3 protein-coding genes and 1 pseudogene are annotated in these 1,713 nt (G+C 67.4%); 1 reads left to right on the top strand and 3 read right to left on the bottom strand.

Annotated elements, in window-relative coordinates:
• Positions 1 to 375, bottom strand: a pseudogene (locus JMF90_RS35960) (cytochrome P450); the annotation flags it as partial.
• A gap of 105 nt (positions 376 to 480) precedes the next feature.
• Positions 481 to 747 carry a YodC family protein gene (locus JMF90_RS35955; RefSeq protein ID WP_006480798.1) on the bottom strand — a complete coding sequence of 89 codons (267 nt, stop codon included), beginning with the start codon at positions 745 to 747 and terminating at the stop codon, positions 481 to 483.
• Between the two features lie 145 nt (positions 748 to 892).
• Between JMF90_RS35955 and JMF90_RS35950 the strand changes: the two genes are divergently transcribed.
• Complete coding sequence (locus JMF90_RS35950; protein ID WP_125381606.1) at positions 893 to 1,144, top strand: hypothetical protein; 252 nt, start codon at positions 893 to 895, stop codon at positions 1,142 to 1,144.
• On the opposite strand, the gene JMF90_RS35945 is transcribed toward JMF90_RS35950, so the two are convergent.
• The coding region (locus JMF90_RS35945) for an oxaloacetate decarboxylase (protein ID WP_201326238.1) at positions 1,092 to 1,713 on the bottom strand (622 nt) is incomplete at its 5' end. The two genes, JMF90_RS35950 and JMF90_RS35945, sit on opposite strands and share 53 nt — an antisense overlap.

Genomic DNA, 1,713 nt, shown 5'->3' with positions numbered 1-1,713 from the left:
ATCGCCGGGCGCCGGCAACCGCCGCGCGGCGAGCGCCTCCGCGCGATCGCGCAATGCATCCGTATCGATCGGCGCGAACGCCGCGCGCAACGCCTGCTTCGGCACGTCGTGTCGCGACGCGCCATCGTTCATGCGCACCAGTTCGCCGAACAGCGCGCCGGCCGTCGTGCCACGCAACGCGGGCGGCACCGGCGCGTCGAGCGGGCGCACGCGGCAGGCCGGATCGCATAGCACGGCCGTCACGGCCGCCGCGCGGCTCGCGACCCACAGGCCGAGCGTGGCGTCGAACGCGAGCGGCGGCCCGTCGACGAGCGCGGCGTAATAGGGATAGGGATCGCGGTGCGTGACCGCGGCAATGGGATCGGTCGGGTTCATGCGCTCAGTATCGGCGCAGTGCGCCGCCGCATGTTTCGGGATTGCGTGAAATGTCGCTGCGCGGACGCCGCGCGTCGCGGCATCGCGGCGGCCAGCCGGCCGGCGTCAGGCCGCCGATCGATAGCGGTGCGACTGCATGCGCAACCGGACCCGCCCGGCCGAAATCGCGCGCGGCTCGGGCACTACCGTGTCGTGATGGAACATTTCCTGCCGGAACTCGCCGCTTTCGTCGAACCACTGGCAGATCAGCCAGTCGTCGTCGTCGAACACGACCGGCCCGGCATACGTGACGGTCATGCGCGGCCCGCCCGTTTTCAGCGTCACGACATCGCCCACGCGAAACCTGACGCGGTGATTTTCTCGGATCGTCATCGCTCTCTCAGCTTTTTATATATTGAATATATTGATATTCCCGGCGGCCCACTTACCGGTCATTGGAACGTGCCGAAGATTATCAATCAAAAAATCATCCGGCAACTCCCGCGCACGGAAACGCTCTGAACGAGAACCTGCAACAATGCGCGATATCGTCACGCATGACGGCCCGCCGGGCGTCAGATCTGGCGCGGCTGGCGCGCCGGCGGTAGCAGAACGGACGGAAATGCGGAGAATAGACGATGATTTTCGCGCCGTCATCGACGATTATTCGGACGCGAAATCGATTGATTATTGTCAATCAATGTTTCGGTGGAAACGATTTCTGATTTTATTAGAGATCATTCGTCTGACAAAATCGGCGAATTATCCGGCGCGGCAAACCAGCGGTTGATATCGCTTCCCGGCACGGCTGCCCGGGTAAAGGTGAACGTGCCGTCGCGCCGCATCTCCGTCGCCGCGCGCAGGAACGCGCCGAGCGCGGCCCGCGCCAGCGCGCCGCCGACGCTGACGCGCTTCACGCCGAGCGCCGCCAGCTCGTCGAGGCTCAGCAACCCGCCCTGCAGGCCCATGACGACATTGACGGGCGCGCCGACCGCCCGCGTCACCGCCGCGATCTCGTCGGCGTCGGTGATGCCGGGCGCGTACAGCACGTCGGCGCCGGCGTCGCGATAGGCGACGAGCCGCGCGATCGTGTCGTCGAGATCGCGGCGGCCGTGCAGGTAGTTTTCGCAGCGGGCGGTCAGCGTGAACGGAAACGGCAGCGCGCGCGCCGCGTCGACGGCCGCCGCGATGCGCTCGACCGACGCGTCGCGCGCATAGATCGGCGTATCGGCGCGGCCCGTCGCATCCTCGATCGAGCCGCCGACCGCGCCCGCCTCGGCCGCCAGCCGGATCGTCTCGGCCACCGTGTCGGGCGCGTCGCCGAAACCGTTCTCGAGATCGGCGCTCACCGGCAGGCCG

Origin of the sequence: Burkholderia sp. E168m23, assembly GCF_016586125.1 — a bacterium.
In the GTDB taxonomy this organism is placed as follows: domain Bacteria; phylum Pseudomonadota; class Gammaproteobacteria; order Burkholderiales; family Burkholderiaceae; genus Burkholderia; species Burkholderia orbicola.
This window is presented reverse-complemented; position numbering and strand designations above follow the sequence as displayed.